Origin of the sequence: Paraglaciecola arctica BSs20135, assembly GCF_000314995.1 — a bacterium.
Classification (GTDB): domain Bacteria; phylum Pseudomonadota; class Gammaproteobacteria; order Enterobacterales; family Alteromonadaceae; genus Paraglaciecola; species Paraglaciecola arctica.
Genome location: NZ_BAEO01000065.1, coordinates 141,749 through 166,951, shown reverse-complemented (window position 1 = coordinate 166,951; position 25,203 = coordinate 141,749). Strand labels below are relative to the sequence as shown.

23 protein-coding genes and 1 pseudogene are annotated in these 25,203 nt (G+C 40.2%); 16 read left to right on the top strand and 8 right to left on the bottom strand.

Annotated features, from left to right (window positions below; translation table 11 throughout):
* Positions 1–81 precede the first annotated feature (81 nt).
* From hutC to hutH, 3 genes are read left to right on the top strand one after another with little or no spacing between them, the layout of a single operon-like run.
* Positions 82–813, top strand: coding sequence for a histidine utilization repressor (gene hutC, locus GARC_RS23250; protein WP_007625182.1), 732 nt, complete (start codon positions 82–84; stop codon positions 811–813).
* Between the two features lie 9 nt (positions 814–822).
* Positions 823–2,502 carry a urocanate hydratase gene (hutU, locus tag GARC_RS23245; RefSeq protein WP_007625180.1) on the top strand — a complete coding sequence of 560 codons (1,680 nt, stop codon included), beginning with the start codon at positions 823–825 and terminating at the stop codon, positions 2,500–2,502.
* Positions 2,502–4,022, top strand: a complete 1,521-nt coding sequence (hutH, locus tag GARC_RS23240; protein ID WP_007625178.1) for a histidine ammonia-lyase — start codon at positions 2,502–2,504, stop codon at positions 4,020–4,022. The genes hutU and hutH overlap by 1 nt, the downstream gene beginning before the upstream one ends.
* 194 nt (positions 4,023–4,216) lie before the next feature.
* On the opposite strand, the gene GARC_RS23235 is transcribed toward hutH, so the two are convergent.
* The gene (locus tag GARC_RS23235; RefSeq protein WP_007625176.1) at positions 4,217–5,809 is read right to left on the bottom strand and encodes a class I adenylate-forming enzyme family protein; all 1,593 of its coding nucleotides are present in this window, start codon (positions 5,807–5,809) and stop codon (positions 4,217–4,219) included.
* A gap of 559 nt (positions 5,810–6,368) precedes the next feature.
* Between GARC_RS23235 and GARC_RS23230 the strand changes: the two genes are divergently transcribed.
* Entirely contained in the window at positions 6,369–7,349 is a 981-nt protein-coding gene (locus tag GARC_RS23230; RefSeq protein WP_007625172.1) for a transposase, read from the top strand.
* A 225-nt stretch (positions 7,350–7,574) separates the two neighbouring features.
* Here GARC_RS23230 and GARC_RS23225 read toward each other — a convergent pair whose 3' ends face one another.
* Positions 7,575–8,174, bottom strand: a complete 600-nt coding sequence (locus GARC_RS23225) for a tyrosine-type recombinase/integrase (protein ID WP_007625170.1) — start codon at positions 8,172–8,174, stop codon at positions 7,575–7,577.
* 201 nt (positions 8,175–8,375) lie between these two features.
* On the opposite strand from GARC_RS23225, the gene GARC_RS23220 reads away from it, so the two are divergent.
* The 7 genes from GARC_RS23220 (at position 8,376) to GARC_RS23190 (ending at position 12,667) form a co-directional block, all read left to right on the top strand.
* On the top strand, positions 8,376–8,903 hold the full coding sequence (locus tag GARC_RS23220) for a hypothetical protein (RefSeq protein ID WP_039990380.1): 528 nt from the start codon (positions 8,376–8,378) through the stop codon (positions 8,901–8,903).
* Positions 8,904–9,183: 280 nt separating this feature from the next.
* Positions 9,184–9,543, top strand: a complete 360-nt coding sequence (locus tag GARC_RS23215; RefSeq protein WP_039990378.1) for a hypothetical protein — start codon at positions 9,184–9,186, stop codon at positions 9,541–9,543.
* A gap of 4 nt (positions 9,544–9,547) precedes the next feature.
* The gene (locus tag GARC_RS23210) at positions 9,548–10,111 is read left to right on the top strand and encodes a hypothetical protein (RefSeq protein WP_007625157.1); all 564 of its coding nucleotides are present in this window, start codon (positions 9,548–9,550) and stop codon (positions 10,109–10,111) included.
* A gap of 192 nt (positions 10,112–10,303) precedes the next feature.
* The gene (locus tag GARC_RS26115; protein WP_007625155.1) at positions 10,304–10,798 is read left to right on the top strand and encodes a helix-turn-helix transcriptional regulator; all 495 of its coding nucleotides are present in this window, start codon (positions 10,304–10,306) and stop codon (positions 10,796–10,798) included.
* A gap of 88 nt (positions 10,799–10,886) precedes the next feature.
* Entirely contained in the window at positions 10,887–11,420 is a 534-nt protein-coding gene (locus GARC_RS23200; protein ID WP_081587613.1) for a GNAT family N-acetyltransferase, read from the top strand.
* A gap of 89 nt (positions 11,421–11,509) precedes the next feature.
* Positions 11,510–12,118, top strand: coding sequence for a DUF6630 family protein (locus tag GARC_RS23195; RefSeq protein WP_007625150.1), 609 nt, complete (start codon positions 11,510–11,512; stop codon positions 12,116–12,118).
* A 99-nt stretch (positions 12,119–12,217) separates the two neighbouring features.
* Entirely contained in the window at positions 12,218–12,667 is a 450-nt protein-coding gene (locus tag GARC_RS23190; RefSeq protein WP_007625142.1) for a nuclear transport factor 2 family protein, read from the top strand.
* A gap of 57 nt (positions 12,668–12,724) precedes the next feature.
* Here the strand turns inward: GARC_RS23190 and hslU are convergent, their stop codons facing one another.
* From hslU to priA, 4 genes are all read right to left on the bottom strand, one after another.
* The gene (gene hslU / locus GARC_RS23185) at positions 12,725–14,056 is read right to left on the bottom strand and encodes an HslU--HslV peptidase ATPase subunit (protein WP_007625140.1); all 1,332 of its coding nucleotides are present in this window, start codon (positions 14,054–14,056) and stop codon (positions 12,725–12,727) included.
* A gap of 82 nt (positions 14,057–14,138) precedes the next feature.
* On the bottom strand, positions 14,139–14,663 hold the full coding sequence (gene hslV, locus GARC_RS23180) for an ATP-dependent protease subunit HslV (protein WP_007625138.1): 525 nt from the start codon (positions 14,661–14,663) through the stop codon (positions 14,139–14,141).
* Positions 14,664–14,836: 173 nt separating this feature from the next.
* Complete coding sequence (locus GARC_RS23175) at positions 14,837–15,376, bottom strand: SPOR domain-containing protein (RefSeq protein WP_007625136.1); 540 nt, start codon at positions 15,374–15,376, stop codon at positions 14,837–14,839.
* Positions 15,377–15,463: 87 nt separating this feature from the next.
* Positions 15,464–17,644 (bottom strand): primosomal protein N', encoded by a 2,181-nt coding sequence (gene priA / locus GARC_RS23170; RefSeq protein WP_007625134.1) that lies wholly within the window; start codon positions 17,642–17,644, stop codon positions 15,464–15,466.
* 203 nt (positions 17,645–17,847) lie between these two features.
* Between priA and rpmE the strand changes: the two genes are divergently transcribed.
* Positions 17,848–18,060 (top strand): 50S ribosomal protein L31, encoded by a 213-nt coding sequence (gene rpmE / locus GARC_RS23165; RefSeq protein ID WP_007625132.1) that lies wholly within the window; start codon positions 17,848–17,850, stop codon positions 18,058–18,060.
* A gap of 223 nt (positions 18,061–18,283) precedes the next feature.
* Positions 18,284–20,362 (top strand): EAL domain-containing protein, encoded by a 2,079-nt coding sequence (locus tag GARC_RS23160; protein ID WP_007625130.1) that lies wholly within the window; start codon positions 18,284–18,286, stop codon positions 20,360–20,362.
* Here GARC_RS23160 and GARC_RS23155 read toward each other — a convergent pair.
* A pseudogene (locus GARC_RS23155) lies at positions 20,336–20,603 on the bottom strand (hypothetical protein); the annotation flags it as partial. The gene GARC_RS23160 and the pseudogene GARC_RS23155 sit on opposite strands and share 27 nt — an antisense overlap.
* A gap of 417 nt (positions 20,604–21,020) precedes the next feature.
* Here GARC_RS23155 and GARC_RS23150 point away from each other — a divergent pair.
* Positions 21,021–22,268: a malic enzyme-like NAD(P)-binding protein gene (locus GARC_RS23150; RefSeq protein ID WP_007625126.1), complete on the top strand. Its 1,248-nt coding sequence runs from the start codon at positions 21,021–21,023 to the stop codon at positions 22,266–22,268.
* A 268-nt stretch (positions 22,269–22,536) separates the two neighbouring features.
* Entirely contained in the window at positions 22,537–22,851 is a 315-nt protein-coding gene (locus GARC_RS23145) for a DUF3718 domain-containing protein (RefSeq protein ID WP_007625118.1), read from the top strand.
* Positions 22,852–23,068: 217 nt separating this feature from the next.
* Here GARC_RS23145 and GARC_RS23140 read toward each other — a convergent pair whose 3' ends face one another.
* Positions 23,069–23,650: a TetR/AcrR family transcriptional regulator gene (locus GARC_RS23140; protein ID WP_007625117.1), complete on the bottom strand. Its 582-nt coding sequence runs from the start codon at positions 23,648–23,650 to the stop codon at positions 23,069–23,071.
* Between the two features lie 139 nt (positions 23,651–23,789).
* Here GARC_RS23140 and GARC_RS23135 point away from each other — a divergent pair, with 139 nt between their 5' ends.
* On the top strand, positions 23,790–25,199 hold the full coding sequence (locus GARC_RS23135; protein ID WP_007625116.1) for a hypothetical protein: 1,410 nt from the start codon (positions 23,790–23,792) through the stop codon (positions 25,197–25,199).
* The last annotated feature ends 4 nt before the right edge of the window (positions 25,200–25,203 follow it).

The window sequence follows — 25,203 nt, the reverse complement described above, 5'->3', positions numbered from 1 at the left end:
GTTTCAAATGAGTTTACTTGTACAAACTTGTATATACAAGTTTGTTGCTATAGATTATATGCCAAGGTAGTGGAGTGGTTGATGATGATTAAAAAATCCTCGGTGCAAGCCAGATTTGTACAAATTAAGTCTGCATTATTAGACAAAATAGAACGTGGAGAAATGTCTCCAGGAGACAAAGTTCAGTCAGAAAATCAATTGGCCGAAAGCTTTGGTGTGAGTCGTATGACGGCCCGCCGTGCTTTGACTGAATTGGTGACTGAAGGAATTTTGGCGCGCTCTCAAGGCGTAGGCACCTTTGTTTCTGATAGCAGGCCCATGAGTTCGATTCTAAAAATTCGCAGTATTGACGACGAGATCATCAAAAGAGGACATCGTTATTCAAACAAAGTGTTAGCTGTGGAAACAGAACTAGCGTCAGAACAACAAAGTGCTTGGTTAGGAGTTGCGACGAATAGTTTGGTCTTTCACACTAAGATTGTGCATATGGAAAACGGACTCGCAATTCAGTTTGAAGACCGATTAGTTAATCCTGCTTTAGCGCCGCAATATATTGAACAAGACTTCACCCAGACTACCGCCAATCATTATTTGAGCAGGATAGCGCCTCTCACTGAGGCAGATCATTCTGTTGAAGCCATTTTGCCCGATCAAGAATTGGCTCTTTTATTGGACATTCATATTGCCCAACCCTGTTTGAAGATCAGTCGTCGCACTTATTCAAGCAAAGGCGTTGTCAGTTATGCCCGTTTATATCATCCAGGCAACCGCTATCGAATAGGCGGACACCTTGATTTTCATCCCGCACAATAGGAAATTATTATGAATCGTAATGATCCCAACCGAACTATCCGCGCACCAAGAGGCAACCAAATCAACACTAAGAGCTGGCAGACAGAAGCACCTCTTAGGATGTTAATGAATAACCTTGATCCAGAAGTAGCTGAACATCCACAGAGTTTAGTGGTTTACGGTGGCATTGGTCGGGCCGCTAGAGACTGGCCAAGTTACGATAAAATTGTTGAAGTACTCAAACGACTGAATAACGATGAAACATTGCTTATACAAAGTGGTAAACCTGTAGGTGTGTTTCCTACACACGAAAATGCACCACGGGTGATTATTGCTAATTCAAACTTAGTGCCACACTGGGCAACCTGGGAGCATTTTAATGAATTAGATAAAAAGGGTCTGATGATGTATGGGCAGATGACAGCCGGCTCTTGGATATACATTGGTTCACAAGGAATAGTGCAGGGCACTTATGAAACCTTCGTGAGTGTGGCAAAACAACATTTTAATGGTGAAGCCAAAGGTCGTTGGATATTAACTGGTGGTTTAGGCGGCATGGGTGGCGCGCAACCCCTAGCGGCCACTATGGCTGGTTTTTCCATGTTGGCTATTGAGGTCGACGAAAGCCGCATCGATTTTCGGATCAAAACAGGCTATTTAGACAAAAAAGCCCAGAATTTAGATCATGCTATTGAATTGTTAAACCAAGCTAAACTGGCGGGAGAGGCGGTTTCTATTGGTTTACTAGCGAATGCTGCAGACGTTTTCCCTGAATTGGTAACGCGCAATATCACCCCAGATGTTGTAACTGACCAAACCAGCGCTCACGATCCGTTAAACGGTTACTTACCTAAAGGCTGGAGTTTAGAGCAGGCTGTCAGCAAACGTTTATCTGATGAGTCTGCTGTGATAAAAGCGGCCAAACAATCCATGGCTGTGCAGGTTAAAGCCATGTTAGACCTGCAATCCAAAGGTGCGGTCACTCTGGATTACGGCAACAACATTCGGCAAATGGCCTTAGAAGAAGGGGTGAAAAACGCCTTTGACTTCCCAGGGTTTGTACCGGCTTACATCAGACCATTATTTTGCCAAGGCATAGGGCCATTCCGTTGGGTGGCGTTATCTGGCGATCCTGAAGATATTTATAAAACCGACGCAAAAGTGAAAGAGTTGATCCCCGATAATCCACACCTGCATCACTGGTTGGATATGGCCAAAGAGCGAATTCAATTTCAGGGTTTACCTGCACGTATTTGTTGGGTTGGTTTAGGTGAAAGGAAAAAGCTGGGTTTGGCCTTTAACGAAATGGTCAGAACAGGTGAACTTTCCGCACCAATAGTCATTGGTCGAGATCACCTAGACTCAGGCTCAGTAGCTTCACCCAACCGTGAAACTGAAGACATGTTAGATGGCTCAGATGCCGTATCAGATTGGCCGCTACTCAATGCGTTGCTTAACACCGCAGGTGGAGCAACTTGGGTGAGCCTGCACCATGGAGGTGGAGTCGGCATGGGATTCAGTCAACATTCTGGAGTGGTGATTTTGTGCGATGGCACTGAAGACGCCGACAAACGTATAGCTAGAGTCTTACATAACGACCCAGCCACAGGTGTTATGCGTCATGCTGACGCAGGCTATGAAAAAGCTAAAGAATGTGCCAGAAAGAACAATTTAGACTTGCCCATGTTAGATGTAGAAGGAAATAAATAATGGAACATATTGTCATTCAACCGGGCCAACTCACCCTATCGCAATTAAGAGATGTGCAGCGTAAACATATCCCTATTTCTTTATCACCAGATGCCCACGACGCTATTCATGCAGCTGAAAAGGTGGTGTTGGGTGTGATTGCAGAAAATCGTACAGTGTATGGTATTAACACCGGTTTTGGCCTGTTAGCCAATACCAAAATTGATGTGTCAGAACTTGAGCTTTTGCAACGCAGCATAGTTTTGTCACATGCCGCAGGCATTGGCAATTTTATGTCTGAAGATGTGGTGCGTTTGTTGTTGCTACTTAAAATAAACTCTCTGTCCCGTGGCTATTCAGGCATTCGTCTGCAAGTTATTGAAGCCCTGATTACTTTGTACAACAAAGAAATATACCCTGCTATTCCAGAAAAAGGCTCAGTAGGTGCTTCCGGCGATTTGGCGCCACTGGCGCATATGAGTGTAGTGCTCTTGGGAGAAGGCGAAGTTATCTATCAAGGCAGCCGAATTTCAGCTGAACACGCCTTAAAAATAGCCGGATTAGAGAAAATTGCATTAGCGCCGAAAGAAGGATTAGCCTTACTTAATGGTACCCAAGCTTCTACTGCGTTTTCCTTAAAAGGACTATTTTGTGCCGAAAACGCATTAAATTGCAGTATCGCCATAGGATCATTAAGTGTCGAGGCCGCACTTGGATCCCGGGTACCCTTTGATGAACGTATCCACGAAGTGCGTGGCCATCAAGCACAAACTGATGTGGCAGCGGCTTATCGCTCTTTATTAAAAGAATCGGCGATAGGGCACTCCCACGATGGCTGTGCAAAAGTGCAAGATCCCTACTCATTACGTTGCCAACCTCAAGTTATGGGCGCTTGTTTGCAACAAATGCGTTTTGCCGCTCAGACCCTAGTAGTTGAAGCGAATGGCGTATCAGACAATCCATTAGTGTTTGCCGATAGTGGCGATATTCTGTCTGGTGGTAATTTTCACGCCGAAATCGTGGCTATGACTTCAGACATGTTAGCTATAGCCCTATCTGAAATCGGAGCCTTGTCTGAAAGACGTATGGCCTTATTGATTGACTCGCACCTAAGTGGTTTACCGCCATTTTTAGTGGATAACGGCGGAGTGAATTCAGGCTTTATGATCGCACAGGTCACCAGCGCAGCCCTTGCCAGTGAAAACAAAACCCTTGCTCACCCTGCATCGATAGATTCATTACCCACTTCTGCGAATCAAGAAGACCATGTCTCTATGGCCACCTTTGCTGGTAGACGTTTATGGGATATTTTTGACAATGTAGCGGGAATCTTAGCCATCGAATGGCTCGCGGCTAGCCAAGGCTTAGACTTTAGAGCACCACTTGAAACCAGCGACAAACTCAAATCAGTGAAGGCCTTGTTACGCACAAAAGTGCCTTTTTACGACAAAGACAGATACTTTTCACCTGACATAGAAAATGCCAAAAAATTGATAGTGAATCGCAGCTTGTTAGATATAGTTGATATTGAATTACTCTAATATGTTGCAAGTCTACGCCTGAGGATGTTAAAAATCTGGGTATTAATATTCAGATTGAAGAGACGATCAAGGAAGGAGTATTTTTAGTCGCTAATATTACTATCAGCCACTACCGGTGGACATGCATCGGTAATGGCTAAATTTTTTATCTTTTCTGATTACGAACTTCGTAACCATTCAATTTTAAGCCGCCTCTATTTGGTGACATATTCATCTCTTAATTCTTTTTTCTTGATTTTGCCAATGGTACTTCTTGGTAAAGTGCTTCTAAATTCTACGCCTGAAATCCGTTGTGTTTTACCAAGTCGGTTATTAACCCAATCTGTAATGTCTTTTTCGGTATGGGTTGCGCCTTCTTTCAATACAACTAAAGCAAGTGGCGTTTCCCCCCAACTTTCACTGGGAATACCAATAACTGCAACATCTGAAATCCCACTATGTTGAACCAGTTCGGCTTCGATATCCGCAGCATAAATATTAAACCCACCAGAAATGATCATATCCTTTTTCCGATCCAGTAGGAAAAGGAACCCATCTTCATCAAAACGGCCAATATCTCCGCTTTTAAAGTAGGTTTTGCCCTCAGAGCAAGTCCAAAGCATGTCATTGGTTAAATCTGGGCGGTTATAATAGCCGCTCATCATCGCACTGGAACGGCCGACAATTTCTCCGATTTCTCCTTGGGGGAGTTCAGCTCCCTGTTCATCGATGATCCGCAGATCGACGCCCTCACTCACACGGCCTACAGACGCTAATTTATCAGGAAAATCAGTTACAGATAAAACTGTACCGATGCCGCCTTCGGTCAGGCCATAGACTTCAATAAGTTTGCCTGGCCACTTATCTATAGCCTGCTGTTTTATCCCTTCTCGTAAGGGGGCACTGGTGGAAACTTTAATCTGAAAACTACTCAAGTCGTACTTGTGGAAATTTTTATGATCCAAGATACGTTGATATTGAACTGGCACCAACATTGTGTGAGTAACTTTCTCCGCTTCAGCCAGTTTTAAAAACTCTTCCGTAGCAAATTTTGGCATCAAAACAATCCGGCCACCAAGGGCAAGGGTTGGTAACAAGACAACCAGGGTCGTATTGGAATAAAGTGCTGTAGAACTCAGCGTGACAGATTTTGATGAAACACCTAGTGCTTCAAACCCCACCACATGCTGATTTCGCATGGAGTGACTTTGTTCGATCCCCTTGGGAACGCCGGTTGTGCCAGAACTATAAATAAGGTTAAACGGGTCTTCTGGAAGAATATCGACACTCATCGCAGACTCAGATTCCGAGGATACTAGTGGCTCATATGGGGTCCACGCCTTGTCTGAAAAATCTAGAGCAACATAACCATCTGCTGGCACTGCATCGAGCTTTCCAATAAATGGCTCAATATAATGTTTGTTATCCTCGGATACGAAAACCATTTTAGAGCCACTATCACGGATCATGTCTTTTAACTGCTCACTAGATGCCATGCCAGATAAGGGTACAATACATACACCGGCTTGCAGTCCACCTAAAAATATCTCAATATATTCAATACTACTTTTAGCAAGAACCGCAATTTTACTACCCCGTCCAAGACCACGACCTGCCAACATGTTTGATACTTGATTAATACGTGGCATAAAGCCCTTCCATTGACGGGTTTCTCCATCTACGGTTAGTACGTTTAATTCTGGGAAGTTCTTCGCAACATTTCTAATCCGTTCGGGGAAAGAGATAAAATCATCCTTGTAGATGATCTCCTCCAAAAAATTAGATTTAAGGGCCGGCATTTCGCTCATATGATTATTCCATTTTTATTATCTATTGAAGAGCGTTGTGCTCATTAACTTCTTCACGACAGGATTCCTCTACCGCATTAACAATACAATATCTTATTCCCAGTGCTTTTTTAAGCATTGCAATCATCATATTTGTTTCTTTTTATCCTGAGTCCAGATAATAAAATACGTACCCAAAAGTGAGAAGTATTTATGCTTAAATATGGGATGAGACCTATCAGGGATTTACCAAGTATTTACCAAGCTACCAAGTATTTACCAAGCAGTATTTACCAAGCCACCAGTATTTACCAAGCAAGTATTTACCAAGCCACCCAAGTATTTACCAAGCCACCCATAACAATTTGACTAAATATGAAGACAAGCTAGGCTTTAGTTAGGAAATAAATCAAAGGATTGATGTCATGCCCCAGCCTCGTAGCAGTCAAATTTGTTTATCAGATACCCCTTATTACCATTGCGATTTACCAAGCCGATTTACCAAGCCACCCATAACAATTTGACTAAATATAAAGACAAGCTAGGCTTTGAATAGGAAATAAATCAAAGGATTGATGTCATGCCCCAGCCACGTAGTAGTCAAATTTGTTTATCGGATACCCCCTATTACCATTGTGTTTCCCGCTGTGTACGGCGTTCTTTTTTGTGCGGTGTGGATAGTTATTCAGGTCAAAGTTATGAACATCGCCGTGAGTGGGTTGAACAACGCCTGTTGTTTTTATCATCTGTGTTTTCAATTGATATATGTGCTTATGCGGTGATGAGTAATCACGTGCATGTGGTGTTACACGTAGATGTGCAACAAGTGATGGCTTGGACAGATAGTGAAGTGGTTGAGCGCTGGCACCGTCTACATAAAGGCACATTGCTCACGCAAATGTTTGTCAGAGGAGACACGTTAAGCCAAGGTGAAAAGCTAACCTTAGATGACACCATAATCGAGTATCGCAAGCGCTTACATGATATTAGCTGGTTGATGCGTAATCTGAATGAATACATTGCCCGAGAAGCCAACAAAGAGGATGAATGTACGGGTAGATTCTGGGAAGGACGATTTAAGTCACAAGCCTTATTAGATGAAGCAGCATTACTGTCCTGTATGGCCTATGTTGACCTTAACCCTATTCGAACCAAGATAGCGGATACCCCTGAAACGTCAGAGCACACCAGTATTAAAAAACGCTTAGAATCAATAAAAGCCCCCATCACAACACCTTCACTGATGTCTTTTGTCGGCAACCCCAGACAAGATATGCCAAAAGGCATCGCTTTCTCACTCAAAGACTACTGTGAGTTAGTGGACATAACAGGCAGAATAATCAGAGATGACAAAGCAGGGCATATAGACCATCAACAACAACCCATCTTACAAAGGTTAGGCCTATCAGACGAACAATGGCTCACGCTCACCACAGAGTTTGAAAAACATTTTTGTTATGCAGCAGGCGCAGAACAAATGATGAACCAGTTCAAAGCGCACACAGGTCATCAACGCATTCGAGGAATGGGTAAAGCAAAAAAATTGCTACGCTGCGCATAACATCAAGAGACCAGTCAAAATATTACCGATAAGGCACAGTTGTGCCCACCACCTCGCTAAATGTCTATTATTCCCGCCAAATAGGCTGAAACTAACTCTCAGCCTCCATACCTCAATCAATCCAAGTCATTTTCACGCTCAAAATCGATATTGAATATTTGGTTAGTCTCAAAATCTAATTATGGGTGGCTAGGTAAATAGCTTTTGGTTAGTCTCAAAATCTAATTATGGGTGGCTAGGTAAATAGCTAGGTAAATAGCTATGCACCAACCAATAACGTCTAAGCGCCAACAAGGTTACTTGTGGCAACGGCACAAACCGGTCCTTTTTACTTTTAGTGAAACGTAAATGCACCCGCATCAGATGGCTGTCGATATCGGCCACGGTCAAATTTAGAGACTCGCTCAATCGCAAACCTAAACTGTAAGTCACCCAATAATAGGTTTGATAACGCAATTTTCGAGTGCGACTGATAATGGCCGCCACTTCATCTAGCGACAACACATCCTGCAATGGCTGCACCACAGGTGGCTTAACAATGGGTATCCAATCCCAAGGTTTATTCAAGACATGACGATAGAAAAACTGAATGGCATTGCGAGCAATTTTAACCGCGCTCCATGATTTGGTTTGCACCAGAGACAGAAAGTAAACCTTAAGCTCACCAGCGGTTAATGTGTCAGGGCAGGTATCAAAAAACACCGAGATTTGTCGCAAATAGCGGCTATACATATCAACAGTTTTGGGACTTTTACCTTGCAAGGCGAGTTCATTTAGATATGCTTGGTATACTTGATTAAAACGGGTTTGGTCGTTGATGTTCATTACAATACTCCTTAAGACACCTCCAACATCGAAGGGTATAAGTAGTACAGACGATCTTTACCTCTGCCGCTTAGCGGCTTCGTTCAACAAACCAATTCAGCGGGACACTAACACTTAGGCTCCCGTTACATCGTACTGTATTTTAGCCTAAGTGTGATGCAGGCTTGGGGCGTTAGCTACTTCAATCAACATGGATATGATATGAAAAAGTTTATACTGTTTACGTTTATATTGTTAATTTCAAAATCTGCTATTGCTTGCAACGATGAGCAAGTTTTCGATGGGATAGTAAAATCATTCGAGAGTGCAATCATTAACAAAGACAAAAGTAAATTCTTGAGTTTATTTATAGATGGCTCAGTGTCTTGGGTTGGTGTACACACAACAAATGATTTTGAAAACGAATTAAAGTGGGCTAATTCAAAAGAAGGACAAGAGTTAAAACGTCAAATTGGAGATAAATTTCGTGAGCCAGCCAAATATAGACACAGCACACCTGAAATATTTATAGATTCAATTGTAGATAATGCTAAAAAACAGCGAGAAGAAATTTCAAATATAAAAATTGTTTGTGATAGCGATGTAGCTGCAATATATTTTGATTACACCTTCTACGATGGCGACAGGAAAAGTCATTCTGGAAAAGAGAACTGGCAACTTGTAAATACGAGTAATGGCTGGAAAATCAATGCAGTTAATTTTTCAATATTTAAAAGCAAGAAAAAGTAGCTAATAATAACTTCATATTTAGAAAAGTTAGCGTCTGATTCGATGGGACTTACTCCTTATCCTAAGAAAAACCTAGAAGTTGTAAATCTACTTTTAGAAACAAAAGCATAGAAAAAAATTATCCCAAAACACACTGATAAAATTGAAAAAATCACATGAACAAGGCAAAGTGGTTTTTTTTAATAAACTAAGTGGGATATTGAAAATACTGGTTCAAAACGCCTTTTTCTGTAGGCTGCGTTTTTATTAAAAATTAATAAACAAACAGGGAGATATATTGATGTATAAAATCACAATCACAAGAATGGCTAAAGAAGGTATTTTGACATTTAGCGCACCTGGGAAGACTATTAACACTAAATGTTATTGGAATTTAACTAAAAAAATTCCAGCTGGGACATACTTAAAATGCTCTGCTACAACAATGGCCAGAAAGAAGAACTCCAAAGGTACAGCTCGAGAAGCAATATTTTTGCCTAATGTAGCTGGTTTTTCTGAAATATTTATACATATGGGTAAAGCGCCATTTGAAAAATGGTCAGATGGTTGCGTTGTTATAGAGGAAGATAAATTAATTGAGATTTATAACGCAATAACACCTAAAAACGGACATAACGTTACAGTTGTGATTAATGGTTAAGTTTATGAAATACACGATCATTATATGGCTAGTCTTATTAAGTGCATGTTCTAATTTAAAGGCTTCAGAAGTAAATGATGATGAGTACCTTATTCTTCTATCTAGTCTTTTAAATGTAAACGAGGAAGTATTTACCTATATTGATGAAGAAGGAAAAAGGCAGCCTGATGCACTTAAAAAATTCAAAGAACTAGAGCGAATTTATATTAAAAATATTGACCCTGACCTTGCTAATAAAAAATTTAGTGATAAACGTTTAAAAATCATTATGTTTTATTCTTTTTATTCCTTTGTGAATAAGTCCGCGGCATTTCAGGAATATTTAGCAGCAGATTTAATGCCCATCTATATCAACAACTCCGATTCTTTTTTAAAAATACTGAATGAATTACCTTTCTTAATTCAATCAAATTGCAATAGATTAAATGCATACTTTGGTTTTGAAGGAAAAAATATCGGCAAGCAATCTAACTTTCTCAAACAAAACACCAACTTATTTAAAAACTATTTAATACCAGAACAATATGAATTATGCCTTAGTAATTTTAATAAAACGCCTAACAATTAAAATTCATATGGAAACAATAAAATTGGCCCTCCATTTTACTGAATTACAAACGCTGTCAATTTGGTTGTTCCGGTAATTTGGACGTTGGCCACAGCTGGCACAGTTCTGTCGTATACCTGGCATATATATGTCGTATCAAAAAAGGCAATACCTCTTCATATTATGTGAACATTTATGAAGAGGGTTTGAATAATGGAAATGGAACTAAACAAAGAAGCTTTAAAAACACAAAGAGATAGCCGAGCTTGGAGTCAGACACAGTTAGCTGAAGTTTCAGGATTAAGCTTGAGAACTATTCAACGAGTTGAAAAAACGGGGGTAGCATCACAAGAATCGGCAAAATCTTTAGCCGCAGTTTATGAGTGTGCCATTACTGACTTGGTCATCCAAAAAGATCCTCCACTGCTGGAGTCTAAGTTTTCTTTTAGAAAAATGAGTTCAAAAGCCAAGATTATTCATGTTTTTGTAGCATTACCCGTTCTTACTGTTGCCTTATATCTTTATTGGACTGGGCATAGTTCTACCGCTTGGGTGAGCATGCTTCGAGATGCAATTTTTAGCAGTTCTATATCAGAAGATAGGCTAGATAAAATTAGCTTTTTGATATTGGTTTTGGTTGTGGGTTTACCCTCTTTAATTCCTGGAACAATTTATGATTTGGTAAATAAACAAGGTGCATTTGAATAAGAGTTAGGCAAAAAAAAATTATGGGAGGGACACACAAATATTGTGCTTCCCATTTTTAAGCATGGGCCCTATTTTTACACTGGAGTAAATCAACATTATAAAAAACATACAGTCAGAACGTATCGAATTAATATCGTCGTCAGCTGCACATATTCGTATCGAACTTGAAACACCGCTACTACTTGCTGAAAAGTTAAATGCATCAGTTTCTAGTAATTGGCCGTCAGGTGAATATGATAGAGATGCAATGGAGTTTTTTCTTTCTTGTTTTGAAAGTGGCGGTGAATTAGCTCAAGGATGGTATGGATGGTATGCAATAAATATCGATCCAGTTTCAGGAGAAAGGTCTCTAGTTGGTTCGGGTGGTTATTTCGGCCCGCCAGATGTTAATGGGGTAGTTGAGATCGGTTATTCTGTGTTACCAGAATGGCAACGCCGTGGTTATGCAACTGAAATAGTTAATGCATTAGTTACTCACGCATCTTCATTTGAAAATACAAATAGTATAATTGCTCATACATCACCAAGAAATGACGCGTCTAAAAGGGTGTTGATTTCTAGTGGTTTTAGGGAAGTTGGAATTAGTGAAGATAATTTACGTTTCGAACATACTGGTTTGTAGCATTTCTTTGTTTGCCTATTAAATGCGGCAATTATAGAGACTGTTATGGTAAATATCGTAGGCGGCGTTTAGCAAGAAAGGATAATCCAATGAAGTTGTTTATTACAATATTTTTGGTTTTTTTATTGGGATGTACGAAAGAGGTAGATCCATCTTTTGTAGATACCCCTCATTATCTGTTAGCAAAACACCTATCTAACAACGATGAAAATGTGATTAGTGATGTGGAACTCTTTTTGCGCAGTAAATCAAAATATCAGAAAAAATATCGGGAAAACCTCGAGTATCACGGATATGAAGAACCTTTCGCTGACGGCTTTGATTTTACATTTGTTCTGGTTGAGACGCTCAAATTGAATAATAAAGCTGTTGTTGTCGATTGGAGAGCTGACCCTATGCAAACCCTCGAGTCGATTAATACTATGTCAAACCAAGCCCTTTCAGGGTGCAATCAATTCGAAGTGCTTAAGCAACGTTATCAGCACAGCGAATTCAACATTTCCCATTTTTTAGAAACTGACACCTCAGAACCTTCTATTCTTACATGCTCTAAAAATATAGGGTCAAAACTTATCGCAATAGACAATGGAACAGATTCATGGATACTTATTTTAATAAAAAGTAAAGATGTTGCAAATGTCAGTGACTATGCAAAACAATCAGACGTTAATTTGTACTTGAACAAAATCGATGGGTAAAATTTGTCTAAATTCGTAGAAAACAGCGCGCTTGGTGCAAAACCTTAGACGAATCGCGGCTATTCACTAGTTTAATTAATCCATAAAAATGAGAATAATATGAACATACATTTCCGCATTATCTTTTTATTGTCTTTGTTTCTTATATTTTCTATTTCAGCTCAGGCAAAGCCTACAGAAGATTTAGTTAAGGCGTTTATTTCTGCTTCTGAAAAAACACGGCAACCTGATATGAAAAAGGTAGATTTAGAAAGTTACCTAGCTTTTATGTCAGACGAGGTGATTGATTATCATGCTGCATATGGAAGAACCTTTACAGGTAAAGAGCATTTCAGAAAAGGCATAGTTAAAAAAGCCGCGTCTATGATTTCTATGTCTGAAAATATTGAAAGTATAGTTTTAGGGTCAGATACTGCTGTGGTAGTAGTAAATGAAGACTCTAAATATCATAAAAATGGGGCGATTAAACACTTTAAAGGACGCACCATTTTAGTTTTGGAATTCAACGAGCAAGGTTTAATTAGTCAAATGCGTAGGTATTTGGATTAACGTAAAAACAAAAAAAACCGCTAGAATTAGCGGTTTTTAAATATTATCGAGAATTGATTAAAGAATAAATCGACTCAAATCTTCGTCTTCTACCAACTTTTCTAAATGGTCGTTAACGTATTGGGCATCGACAATTAATGACTCGCCACTTTTTTCTGAGGCATCGTAAGATATCTCTTCCATCAATTTTTCCATCACAGTATGCAAACGTCTGGCTCCGATGTTTTCGGTGCGTTCGTTAACTTGCCATGCGGCTTGAGCGATACGTTCAATGCCTTCTTCAGTGAAAGATACATCAACACCTTCGGTTTTGAGTAAAGCCACATACTGTTCGGTTAGTGAAGCGTTGGGTTCAGTCAAAATGCGTACAAAATCGTGGGCAGTTAGTGCCGACAATTCTACACGTATAGGTAAACGGCCTTGTAGCTCTGGAATTAAATCAGAAGGTTTACACATTTGAAATGCACCAGAGGCGATAAACAAGATGTGATCGGTTTTCACTGTGCCATGTTTAGTGGATACAGTTGAGCCTTCAACTAAAGGTAACAAGTCACGTTGTACGCCTTCACGGGACACATCGCCACCGCTGGTAGAGCCTTCACGCTTACAAATTTTGTCAATTTCATCGATAAATACTATGCCGTTTTGTTCAAGTGACTCTATGGCGGTTTGTTTTAAGTCTTCTTGATTGACCAATTTACTGGCTTCTTCTTCAATCAATAATTTAAAAGCTTCTTTAACTTTAAGTTTTTTCTTTTTTTTCTGACTGCCAGATAAATTTTGGAACATACCTTGAAGTTGGTTGGTCATCTCTTCCATGCCAGGAGGTGCCATGATCTCTACACCAACTTGTGGCGCAGCAACATCCAACTCAATTTCTTTATCGTCTAATTGCCCTTCACGCAGTTTTTTACGGAAAATTTGTCGGGTGCCTTTATCCTGATGCTCTTCTTTTTCACCAAAATTAGTTTCTGGTGGTGGTAATAATGCATCCAAAATACGTTCTTCTGCTGCTTCTTCAGCGCGGAACCTTACTTTGCTGGTGGCTTGTTCTTTGGTCATTTTCACTGCGATGTCGGCCAAGTCACGAATAATAGTTTCGACTTCTTTGCCCACATAACCTACTTCGGTAAATTTGGTGGCTTCGACTTTAATAAAGGGCGCATTGGCTAATTTAGCAAGACGTCGAGCAATCTCGGTTTTGCCCACACCTGTTGGGCCAATCATCAATATATTTTTAGGTGTGACTTCTTGACGCAGCTCCAAATTAAGCTGCATTCGGCGCCAGCGATTTCGTAGCGCAATAGACACCGCACGTTTGGCATCTTGTTGACCGATAATATGGCAGTCCAATTCATGGACGATTTCTCTTGGGGTCATGTCTGACATAAATAAAACCTTCTAATCTGGGTAATCGACCGGCGATAAAATTAAACCGCGCCAGTCAGGAAAAGTGACTTAGCCGTTATGTTTAATAATCAATGGTTTCAATTGTTTGGCTATGATTGGTAAATACGCAAATATTGCCCGCTATGGTCAAACTTTTTTCGGCAATTTCTTTGGCCGACAATTCAGTATTTTCTAGCAAAGCCATAGCGGCGGATTGCGCAAAGTTACCGCCAGACCCAATGGCAATTAAGTCATTTTCTGGCTGTACTACGTCACCGTTGCCGGTAATGATGAATGAGGCCGTTTCGTCAGCAACAGCCAATAAGGCTTCAAGCTTGCGAAGTGCACGGTCGCTTCGCCAGTCTTTGGCTAGTTCAACGGCAGCACGAGTTAAGTTGCCTTGATGCATTTCAAGCTTTGACTCAAAACGTTCAAACAAAGTAAACGCATCGGCTGTGCCGCCAGCAAAACCAGCTAACACTTGGTTGTTATAGAGGCGGCGGACTTTTTTGGCGTTGCCTTTCATTACAGTATTGCCAAGTGAAACTTGACCATCTCCAGCAATTACTACTTGATTATTGCGGCGTACAGATACAATTGTAGTCACGAAAATTCCTTCAATGTCCGACGACAACCCAAGGTGTTGATATTGAGGTTGTCAGGGCTAAGAGTGGGCGAATGTCCTCGATATTAAGAGGACATTGCCAGATGCAGTAGATGTGGGGAGTATTCTATTTTTTTCAAGCCACTAGTATAGTAGCTCGTGACCCAATTGCTTAGTTACAGGTTCCAGTTCCAAATCTTACAGCCATTAATTTTTGCTCGTTGTAATGTGTGGCGGTCTTTCTCGGCTACACGCTTGCTGTCGTAAGGACCAAGAATGACTCGATACCATTTTCCTGAGGTGCCTTGACTTGGTTTCACTTGTGCTTCTAAACCTTGAAAGGCAATCTTTGCTTTAAGTTCTTGAGCCTGTCCATCGGTTCTAAACGAGCCGCACTGTATTAGGCGGCGTACTGTTGGTTGGTCTTGCTCTTTATGTTCAATTTTGACAGTGTATTCTGGCAAACTTTTAATAAATTCCCATTCTTCTTCTGGGATCTCAGGCAGGGTGTCTTCCGCGCTTTTGACTTGCTCTGTGGTTGTGTCTTCGTTAGAGGTTTTTTCAGGTGCAGTACCCTTGATACTCCACAAAAAATAGCTAAAGCCTACTACCAAAATAAGAGTGATGATTATCCGTAACCAAGGCAGTGATGGTTTAGGGGGAGGTGGAGCTGGTTTTTTACTGCGGCCACGAGCCACATAATCTTTGTGTGCCATGTTATAAAAAGTACTGCGTAGAAATAAGGGGAACGATCTTACCTATGATCACAGGATCCTCAATCAGAATCTTCATTATTCTTACTTTTACGTAAAATCCTGTGGATCAATATCTAACGACCAGCGAATTTTGTTGGCTAAATTTAGCGTCTCAATCTGTTTGATCTGTTGCCCTATGGCTTTTTGTAAGGCACTGCGCTGCGGGCTTTGTAACAACAATTGCATTCGAAATTGGCCTTGACGTTTTTCCATTAAGGCGGGAATAGGACCGACACAATCTAGATTGTCCAGATGACTAAATAGCTGCGCAATTTGTTGTAAAAAGTCAAAAGCGTCGCGGGCACTCAATGCTTGTGCTTTAAATAGCGCTTGAAAAGTAAAAGGTGGCAAATTGGCTTGTTGCCTTTCCAACAAAGCATATTGTGCAAAATGGCTATAGCCGTTATTGATTAAGTCTTGCAATAAAGGATGACCTGGATCGTGGGTTTGTAGCCACATTTCACCAGGTTTTTCTGCACGCCCGGCACGCCCTGCCAGTTGTGTGATGAGCTGGGCTAAATGTTCAGCTGCCCGGTAGTCTGCGCTAAAAAGCGCACCATCAACATCAAGAATAAGCACCAATGTAACATTGGGGAAATGATGACCTTTAGATAAAATCTGAGTGCCAATTAAGATTTGATGCTCGTTGTTGTTGATACTATTGAGCATGTTATCTAGTTTGTTTTTTCCTCTGGCGCTGTCACTGTCGATGCGAATACTGCTGTATTGTGGAAAATAGTCGGCTAGTCCTTGCTCTAATTGTTCTGTGCCAACACCCATAGAGGTCAACTCATTGGATTGGCACTGTTGGCAACTTTTAGGGATCGACTTGGCACTACCACAATGATGGCACTGTAATTTATACAACTGTTTGTGCACAGTAAAAGGTTTGTCACAGCGCTTACAGTGCTCTACAAAACCGCACTGATGGCATACGAGAGCCGGTGCATAACCTCTGCGGTTGATAAACAGCATCACCTGACTACCTTGCTGCAAATGTTGTCCGATACGCTCTAACATGCCTTGGGCCACACCAAATTTTAATGGTTGCTGACGAATGTCAAAAACATGTTGTGTCGCAAGTGACGCATTGCCAGCACGCTGATGTAACTTGAGGTGTTGATATTTACCGGTTAAGGCATTGTTTAGCGTTTCTAGGGCAGGGGTGGCAGAACCTAACACCAGTGGAATATTTTCCTCACGGGCGCGCATAACGGCTAAGTCACGGGCGTGATAACGTAAACCGTCTTGTTGTTTATATGAAGAATCATGTTCTTCATCCACAATCAGTAAGCCGGGTTTTAGCATGGGGGTAAAAATGGCCGAGCGGGTACCGATAATAATGCCTAATTGCGCATTGGCACTTTGTTGCCAAACTTGAAGACGCTCATTGTTATTCAGCCCAGAGTGTAAGATGCCTACATCAATACCGAAGCGATATTTAAATCTATGTACAGTTTGTGGTGTTAGGCCAATTTCGGGCACTAAAATTAATACCTGTTTACCTTGTTTTAGCACTTGTTCTATCGCTTGTAGATATACCTCTGTTTTACCGCTGCCAGTAATACCGTCTAATAAAAAGCAGCCATATTGGTCGAGTTTAGCTTCAATACAACTTATGGCTATGGCTTGCTCAACATTGGCGGTAGGTTTGTCTTGGATCAACAAGTCTTGTTGCCATGTGGATTTTTTAGAAGGCGCTTTTTCAATAGGCTCAATCAAAGTTTTTTCAGTAAGAGCCTTAATGGCAGCCGTTCCAAAGTCTGCCTTGGCTTTAGACTTAACTAAATCGTGCTTTTGTAAGGCTTCCAACAAAGCACGTTGTTTAGGGGCACGAGACAAACTGCTTAAGTCTGCCGATCGACCACTATCACTTACTGTCCAATATTCGATGGGCTTTGCTTGGCTCGATTCTCCTTTGCGCAGGGCCACAGGCATAGCTGTTTGCACCACATCGCCTATAGGGTGTTTGTAATACTGAGCTAACCAACTACATAGTTTAATTAATACTGGGTCGAATATGGGGGCGTCATCTAATACTGCTTCAATAGATTTAAGCTTGCTGATGTCCCATTCTGATGTTTCAGTTGTTCCCCAAACAACGCCTATCAATTTGCGAGGTCCAAAAGATACACGGACCCGCACACCCGCAGCTAATTCATTGCCTTGGTATAGATAATCGAATAGCTGACGTTTGGGAATAGGTAGTGCGACACGTAGTATTGTCATTAAATTGTAAGTGTATCCAGTCAGTAGAAGGTCAATAAATTAGTCTTTGCGGTGATAAAAGCAACAAAAGCCTTGATCGCCCAAGCCCGTTACATTAATATGCGCGCCACTTTGCGGCAAGCCACAAAGCTTTTTTAATTTAATTTTCGTATGGTGTTCAACTTCGGGTTGAATAGCGATACGGCCTGACGAAGAGGTAACCCATGAAACAAGATATCCATCCTGATTATCAAGAAATGACTGCAAACTGTTCTTGCGGAAATGTAATCAAAGTACGTTCTACTTTGAAAAAAGACATCAACTTAGACGTATGTTCGTCTTGCCACCCTTTCTATACGGGCAAGCAACGTAACGTTGATACTGGTGGTCGTGTTGATAAATTCAACAAACGTTTTGCTGGTCTTAAGAAAAGCTAAAATTGTTTGTAGTCTACCAAGACATCGAAAAGGCGCTTATTTAGCGCCTTTTTTGTATCTTTAAGTCGCATTAATTCTTTATTTTAATGGTCTCGACCTATTTGATGTATTTGCGGATAGGTGCAAATTTATTTAAATATCCCTTGCATCTACTACTAAAGTTGTAGTGCAACTAGTATAAGTCTTGGTTTTTACTCAATATATTTGTGGTAAAATTATTATTATGCTCTTCAAAACCATAAAAAATACTACTACTACTCTAACTGTCCTAGCGATTTGTTTAGTATGTACAGCTGTGCTTGTTTTTGCCATCCAAGAGCATGAAAAACTGTATCTTGAGTCGGTAAAAAGTGATCTGAACGGATTGTCAGATAATATGGCAAATGACCTCGTGCCATTACTCGCCTCAGAGCCAGATACATTTGAAATTTCGACGCTACTGTTAAGGTTAGAAAGGTACGACAACGTAAAGTTTGCTGTGGTATTTGATACACAATGGCAGCAACAAGATGTTTATTTTGGTGATGCATTTGATACAACTAATTCAGGTCCTAACATTCAAGTTAATGACCTCAAAATACTCCCTTGGGGTGTACAAGTAGAAGAAGATGAGCTGATGGCTCTCAAACTCATAGGTGATACACGGTTACCCGTAGGTTATCTTTTGATTGTACTTGATTCATTAGAGCCTTTAACCAAAAGTAAACTGAGTCTTCTAAAGCAGGTTTTACCTCTCACATTATTAGTCGTTCTGTTGGTCATTGGTATCTCCTTTTTTGTACAGCAAAGGCTATTTATGCCTCTTAGTCTTCTATCTAATTTGGCAAAAAATATCCGCAAAACTAATGATTATTCGTTACGTATTGATATTCAAGGCAAACAAGAAGTGGCTGAACTTAGCCAAGATATCAATCAAATGATGGATACCATTAATAAAGAAACCCAAAAAAATAAGCAATATACAGAGCAGTTAAAAGAGCAGCAAAAAACCATGGAACGCTTGGCTAACTTTGACTCATTAACGGGTTTACCGAATAGACAGTTTTTTATGGAAACTCTGCGGATTGAGTTAGCCAAAGCAAAGCGCGGTGAACATAATTTAGTACTTATGTATTTTGATTTAGATGGATTTAAAGGGGTGAATGACTCTTTGGGTCATGAAACCGGAGATCAGTTACTGATTAAAGTGTGTGAGCGCGCTAAAAGCATTTTACGTGAGGGAGATATTATCTCACGGTTAGGTGGCGATGAGTTTCTTATTTTGCTGCATAACGAACCCAACGACTATATGTTACTTGAAATTGCGGAACGTTTAGTCGTTGGATTAAGCGCCCCATTTGATATCAATACATGGGAAGTACAGGTCGGTGTCAGTATTGGTATCGCTAAAGCCAGCGACTCCAACTTTAATTTAAGTGAATTTGTAAGTAACGCTGATATCGCCATGTATCGTTCAAAAACCGCTGGGCGAAGCACTCACACTGTTTTTATTCCTGAAATGATGGAAGACAATAAACGCAAACTACTTATCGCTAATTCAATTGCATCTGCTATTAAAAATGATGAATTTGTCGTTTATTACCAAGGAAAAGTGTCGCCTAATGAAACAACTGTAGGTTATGAAGCCTTGTTGAGGTGGAGTAGTGACTCCCTTGGTTTTGTGTCGCCAGCTGAATTTATTCCTATAGCAGAACAAAGTGGTAAAATTCTACCTATAACTAAATGGGTGTTAGAAAGAGTTTGCAAGGATTTTAAGCAATTATGTAGTTTGAATGACTCTGAAGTGACTATTTCTGTCAATCTATCTGCTTACGATATTAAAAATCTGCAATTAGTCAATTATATTAAAAATCTCTTCAAGAAATATAGCGTTGAGCCGCGGTTAATAGAATTTGAAGTCACTGAGTCTGCTTATTTAGAAAACCTAGATATGGCCAATGAATTCTTAACTCAACTCAGAGATATTGGATCGTCTGTGGCCCTTGATGATTTTGGTACTGGGTATTCCTCATTAGGTTACTTAACCCAAATTAACCTTAACACTCTGAAAATAGATAAGCAGTTTGTAGACAACCTAAACGTGTCTGAACGTAGTACCTTGATTACCAAAACTATTATTGAGATGGCTAAACAATTGAAGTTACAGATATGTGCTGAAGGAGTTGAAACTCGCGAACAAGCAGCGTTTTTGATCGAAAGCGGCTGTCATCAATTACAAGGTTTTTTGTTTGCAAAACCAACAAGTTTAGAGCTGTTATTGAAAGAAAAAGAGCAGTTAGTTGATTTGGAAAAGAATGCTTAAGCCGTCAGGTATTTCTATATCGGCTGGTAAGTCAGCAATAGTACCTGGGTGGTTTAGTAAATACTGAATTAACCAATGTTTCATTGGTTAATTCAGTGGGTGGCTTTTTACGTCCTGAGAAGCGCATTTGTGCCCAACAAGATTGGATCCTAGATTCTGTTAGCCCAACCATTTTAGTATTAAACAACACTCTGGTTTGGCTCTCTGGCGGTAAAGCGATGGCTCTAAGATCATAAGACAAATAAGTGGCGTCATTTTCGTCGATATAGCCTAATACCACACGAGCAAAACCCGAAAACTGCAGTGAATCCTGAGTTTCGGCAGAAACATAGGAAATACCAGCCAATAGTACAAAGCAACTGCTAAATAATGACGAACTGCTTATTGTGGATTATTTGTTTAACATTAAGCATGCAAAGAAGTTTTAAACAGCTCCTTTTAAAAATCATATACATAAATATATTAAATATAAATTTTAATTATATTGGCTATATTAAATTAGCGGTCTGATCTGATATGTTCGGCGGTCAATGCTGTGTTACCTTCCTACATACAATCTAGTTTAACACATACTTGGTAGATGCTAATTAATGCAAACACTAATAATAGGTTCAAACTTGCCCTCAACACTCATTTTATTTTAAAGGCCGACAACACCATGTCTGATTTTCGCCAAAAAGCACTCGATTACCATTCCAAACCTGTACCCGGCAAAATCAGTATTGAGCTTACTAAGCCTGCCGAAACTGTTACTGACTTAGCTTTGGCATACAGCCCAGGCGTGGCTGAACCAGTACGAGAGATTGCAGCCGACCCCGATGCAGCTTATAAATACACTGGTAAAGGTAATTTAGTCGCGGTTATTTCGAACGGCACGGCCATTTTAGGGCTAGGTAACTTAGGACCACTTGCATCTAAACCAGTGATGGAAGGCAAGGCATTATTATTTAAACGCTTTGCTAATATCGATTCTATCGATATAGAAGTAAAACATACTACAACTGCAGAATTTATTAATACTGTTGCCAGTATTGCAGATACCTTCGGTGGTATTAATTTGGAAGATATCAAAGCCCCTGAATGTTTTGAAATTGAGCAAGAGTTAATTAAGCGTTGCTCCATACCTGTTTTTCATGATGACCAACATGGTACTGCTATAGTGACTGCCGCAGGTATGTTGAATGCCTTAGAGATCCAAGGCAAAAACATTAGTGATGCAACTATAGTGTGTTTAGGCGCTGGTGCTGCAGCCACAGCTTGTATGGAGTTGTTGGTTAAATGTGGTGCTAAACGCGAACGTATTTACATGCTTGATAGAAAAGGGGTTATTCATACTCGTCGTGAAGATCTCACCAGTCATAAAAAGTTATTTGCTAATAACACTGATAAGCGAACGTTAGAAGATGCCTTGGACTGCGCAGATGTATTTGTTGGGGTATCCGGACCAAATTTATTGCCACCAGAAGCTCTAAAATTAATGGCGCCTAATCCGGTGGTTTTTGCTTGCTCTAATCCTGATCCAGAAATAAAACCAGAGTTAGCTCACCAAGTTCGGGATGACCTAATTATGGCAACTGGGCGATCCGATTATCCTAACCAAGTGAATAACGTACTGTGTTTCCCGTTTATTTTCCGTGGCGCCTTAGATGTACGTGCCTCACAAATTAACGATGAAATGAAAATTGCTGCTGTCGATGCTATTCGTAGTATCGCAAAAGAGCCAGTATCTAAAGAGGTATTAGCTGCAAGCAACATTGATAGCCTTAGTTTTGGTAAAGACTACATTATTCCTAAACCCATGGATCCTCGACTTTTAAAACGTGTGGCACGGGCAGTGGCCCAAGCAGCGATTGATTCTGGAGTGGCTTCCATTAATGAGTTACCTCTAGGTTATATGCAGGAGTAAATTTAGAATAAGATGGGAAACTAATGCTTTCTATAACAAGCTTTTATTTAGTTAACTTGAACTCAAAATAGGTAAATGTAACAAAACCTTGCAAAATCCGACGGAATACAGATGATAAGCGCTGACTTATCTCTGTATTTATCTGTTTGAACGCTTCATCTCATTTCACCGTAATTAACCACTTTAGCTCCTTCAATATCAACAATTATCCCTACTCTATATGTGTACTCGGAATTAAACACAACTAACAAACATAGAGAGATATATCATGAAAAAAATACTTATTAGCACTATCATAAGCGCAGGCATTCTTTTAGCTGGTAACGCACAAGCAAGTAATATTGACTCTTCAGTTGAAGAAAAACTAGTCAAAGTATGTGAAGCAATAAAAAGCGATAAGGTCATTAAGGTCAATATGGCTGTACGTGATAGCGGCATTGGTATGAAACAAATTGCTAACGGCTTAGTTTGTAATGGTTATGACCCAGTTAGTTTTGCCTTGATCAACAATGCGGAAAAAACGGCAAAATTTATGGCTAAAAGAAGTAATGATAATCATCAGGAATTAATGGCTAATTTGTAGGCCATTAATATGCAAACAGAAAAGAGAGTGAGTTAAGCGCTATAGTTAAATCCGCTTTTCTCACTATTCACTTCCACCCATAAAATCTAACAGCTCTTCTACCATTACAAAATTTAAGTAACTTGCTCTCTGTTTAAGTAACTTGCTCTCTGTTTAAGTAATTGAACCCAAATTCAGGTATCACTAAAAATGACTGCAGTACTTGTTTGGGAATGTATTAAGCGTGTTTCGCAATAATGGCATCAATATGTGTCGATAAAGCGTTTAACGCCAAAGTGTTCCATTCTTCAGGGCTGATTAGAGTGGATATGGCGTGATGTTTTAAACTGACATAACCATGTACAAAAGCCCAAATTTCTAACGCTATATGTTGTTTTTTAGCTAGCGACGTATCCTCTGGAAGAATAAGTGAGCTAACATCTATTAACATTTTAAAGGCTTTTTCCGAAACGGCACGGGCCTCTTCAGAAGGAGAATAACCGGCATCACTTTCACCAAATATAAGTCGGTAATGAGCCTCATATTTGTCAGCTACCTCTAGATAACCTTTAACCCCTTGTAAAATTGTCTCTCGTGGTCCTTTTGCTGACTTAAGTATATCCATAGCGGAAAATACCTTCTCAAAGCCCTCAATATAAAGTTCGTCTAAGATCCCCTGTTTGCCTTTAAAGTGGCTGTATATGCCAATTGTAGAGACTCCAGCACGTTTAGATATGGCTCTAACACTGAGTGCAGAGGTGCCGCCTTCGAGGAATAATTCAGATGCTGCTTTTAAAATCGTGCTCTTTGCGTCGCTCATAATGATGATTATTTAACCAATAAATAGAAATAAATTGTTGACCAGCATAACGGCGTTATGATTAACTATAACACTGTTATGTGCAATGTGATTTTTATCCTACTGCACAATACTCACTAACCTAAGCAGGATAAAAACAATGGCCACATTCACACATGAAACAGACTATTTAATCGTTGGTAGCGGTGCAGTAGGCATGGCATTTGCCGATATTTTATTAACCGACAGTGACGCTAAAATCATTATTGTCGACCGTTTCCATAAACCCGGTGGTCATTGGAATGTGGCTTACCCTTTTGTCACATTACATCAACCGTCTTCTTTTTACGGAGTCAGCTCTCGTGAGTTGAGTAAAGGTTGTATTGACAAAGTCGGACTCAACAAAGGGTTAAATGAATTAGCTTCTGGTGCCGAGGTGAGTGCTTATTTTGATGATGTGATGCGCGAGCAGTTTTTACCAACAGGGCGAGTGAAGTACTTTCCAATGTGTGATTACAAAGGTGATGGAAAGTTTGTTTCGTCACTCACAGGTGAAACCCATCAAGTCATAGTGAACAAAAAAACCGTAGATGCTACCTACTTGAATACCAATGTGCCTTCTACCCATACTCCAAGTTTCACTATTGCCCCTGAAATCCAATTTATGCCGCTGAATGATTTACCTAAAGTCACTCAGCCCCCTGCTGGTTATGTAGTGATCGGTGGCGGTAAAACCGGTATTGATGCCGTTTTATGGTTGCTTGAAAAGAATGTAAACCCTGATGATATTCAATGGATTATGCCTCGCGATGCATGGCTAATTGATCGTAAAAATACTCAACCTACAGAAGAGTTTTTTGTTGATTCTATTGGTGCACAAGCCTCGCAAATGGAAGCTATTGCCAATTCTGACTCGATCGAAGATATGTTCGACCGATTAGAACAAGCAGGTGTATTTCTGAGGATTGATACTTATGTTCAGCCAGAAATGTTTCATGGTGCAACTGTTAGCCAAATGGAGTTAGCAGAACTACGTAAAGTGAAAAATATCGTGCGAAAGGGCAGAGTCACTAGTATTGAGAACAATCAAATTATATTAGAAAAGGGCACTATCCCAACTAGCACAGAATATCTACATATTGACTGTTCAGCCAGCGCATTAACTAACTTGGCCATTAAACCTATCTTTGCAGACAATGTAATCACGCCACAAACAGTCCGTTCATATCAACCTGTTTTTAGCGCTGCTTTTATTGCCCATATCGAATTAGCCTATCCAGAAGAAGCTAAGAATAAAATCTGTAATGTGGTGCCTTTACCTAATACTTTAATGGACTGGCTTCGTTTAACTGCGGCTTTTATGATGAATCAATATATTTGGTCACAAGATGAGGATTTACGTAAATGGCTATTAGCAAATAGACTCGATGGGTTTAGCCAACTGATGCGCAGTGTCAAAGAGGACGACACTGAAAAACAAGCCATAGTGCAACGTTTACGAGCTAATGCGCAACCGGCTATTGAAAAGCTTCAACAATATTTGGCCCAAGCACAAGCCAAGGCGAATTAAGGAA

What these genes read in the sequence shown, in the direction of transcription:
- hutC (WP_007625182.1), top strand. Translation starts at nt 82, where the DNA reads ATGATGATTAAAAAATCCTCGGTGCAAGCCAGATTTGTACAAATTAAG.
- hutU (WP_007625180.1), top strand. Translation starts at nt 823, where the DNA reads ATGAATCGTAATGATCCCAACCGAACTATCCGCGCACCAAGAGGCAAC.
- hutH (WP_007625178.1), top strand. Translation starts at nt 2,502, where the DNA reads ATGGAACATATTGTCATTCAACCGGGCCAACTCACCCTATCGCAATTA.
- GARC_RS23235 (WP_007625176.1), bottom strand. Translation starts at nt 5,809, where the DNA reads ATGAGCGAAATGCCGGCCCTTAAATCTAATTTTTTGGAGGAGATCATC.
- GARC_RS23230 (WP_007625172.1), top strand. Translation starts at nt 6,369, where the DNA reads ATGCCCCAGCCACGTAGTAGTCAAATTTGTTTATCGGATACCCCCTAT.
- GARC_RS23225 (WP_007625170.1), bottom strand. Translation starts at nt 8,174, where the DNA reads ATGAACATCAACGACCAAACCCGTTTTAATCAAGTATACCAAGCATAT.
- GARC_RS23220 (WP_039990380.1), top strand. Translation starts at nt 8,376, where the DNA reads ATGAAAAAGTTTATACTGTTTACGTTTATATTGTTAATTTCAAAATCT.
- GARC_RS23215 (WP_039990378.1), top strand. Translation starts at nt 9,184, where the DNA reads ATGTATAAAATCACAATCACAAGAATGGCTAAAGAAGGTATTTTGACA.
- GARC_RS23210 (WP_007625157.1), top strand. Translation starts at nt 9,548, where the DNA reads ATGAAATACACGATCATTATATGGCTAGTCTTATTAAGTGCATGTTCT.
- GARC_RS26115 (WP_007625155.1), top strand. Translation starts at nt 10,304, where the DNA reads ATGGAAATGGAACTAAACAAAGAAGCTTTAAAAACACAAAGAGATAGC.
- GARC_RS23195 (WP_007625150.1), top strand. Translation starts at nt 11,510, where the DNA reads ATGAAGTTGTTTATTACAATATTTTTGGTTTTTTTATTGGGATGTACG.
- GARC_RS23190 (WP_007625142.1), top strand. Translation starts at nt 12,218, where the DNA reads ATGAACATACATTTCCGCATTATCTTTTTATTGTCTTTGTTTCTTATA.
- hslU (WP_007625140.1), bottom strand. Translation starts at nt 14,056, where the DNA reads ATGTCAGACATGACCCCAAGAGAAATCGTCCATGAATTGGACTGCCAT.
- GARC_RS23175 (WP_007625136.1), bottom strand. Translation starts at nt 15,376, where the DNA reads ATGGCACACAAAGATTATGTGGCTCGTGGCCGCAGTAAAAAACCAGCT.
- priA (WP_007625134.1), bottom strand. Translation starts at nt 17,644, where the DNA reads ATGACAATACTACGTGTCGCACTACCTATTCCCAAACGTCAGCTATTC.
- rpmE (WP_007625132.1), top strand. Translation starts at nt 17,848, where the DNA reads ATGAAACAAGATATCCATCCTGATTATCAAGAAATGACTGCAAACTGT.
- GARC_RS23160 (WP_007625130.1), top strand. Translation starts at nt 18,284, where the DNA reads ATGCTCTTCAAAACCATAAAAAATACTACTACTACTCTAACTGTCCTA.
- GARC_RS23150 (WP_007625126.1), top strand. Translation starts at nt 21,021, where the DNA reads ATGTCTGATTTTCGCCAAAAAGCACTCGATTACCATTCCAAACCTGTA.
- GARC_RS23145 (WP_007625118.1), top strand. Translation starts at nt 22,537, where the DNA reads ATGAAAAAAATACTTATTAGCACTATCATAAGCGCAGGCATTCTTTTA.
- GARC_RS23140 (WP_007625117.1), bottom strand. Translation starts at nt 23,650, where the DNA reads ATGAGCGACGCAAAGAGCACGATTTTAAAAGCAGCATCTGAATTATTC.
- GARC_RS23135 (WP_007625116.1), top strand. Translation starts at nt 23,790, where the DNA reads ATGGCCACATTCACACATGAAACAGACTATTTAATCGTTGGTAGCGGT.